This is a genomic window from Bacillota bacterium, assembly GCA_024655925.1.
Lineage (GTDB): Bacteria > Bacillota > DTU025 > DTU025 > JANLFS01 > JANLFS01.
Map to the genome: position 1 here is coordinate 1 of JANLFS010000075.1, position 215 is coordinate 215.

Consider the following 215-nt stretch of genomic DNA (forward strand, 5'->3'; position numbering starts at 1 on the left):
TAGACGGACAGCGCTTGGCGGAGCTAACGATCGACTACGGAATCGGGGTGTACACGGCTGCAACCTACACAGTGAAAAGAATCGATCAGGACTACTTTGACGCTGAGGAATGACCCAGCTCAACACCCACTCACATGTTCGGCGCGCACGAGGCTTCCTCGCGCCACGACAGCAAACGCCAAGGTACCCATATCTGAATTCTCCGAAGGATGTAC

The 215-nt window shown here is 54.9% G+C and carries 1 protein-coding gene; it reads left to right on the top strand.

Annotated elements, in window-relative coordinates; genetic code table 11:
- Positions 1 to 113: restriction endonuclease (locus NUW23_11450; protein ID MCR4426779.1), on the top strand; the 113-nt coding region annotated here is incomplete at its 5' end.
- Positions 114 to 215 lie beyond the last annotated feature (102 nt).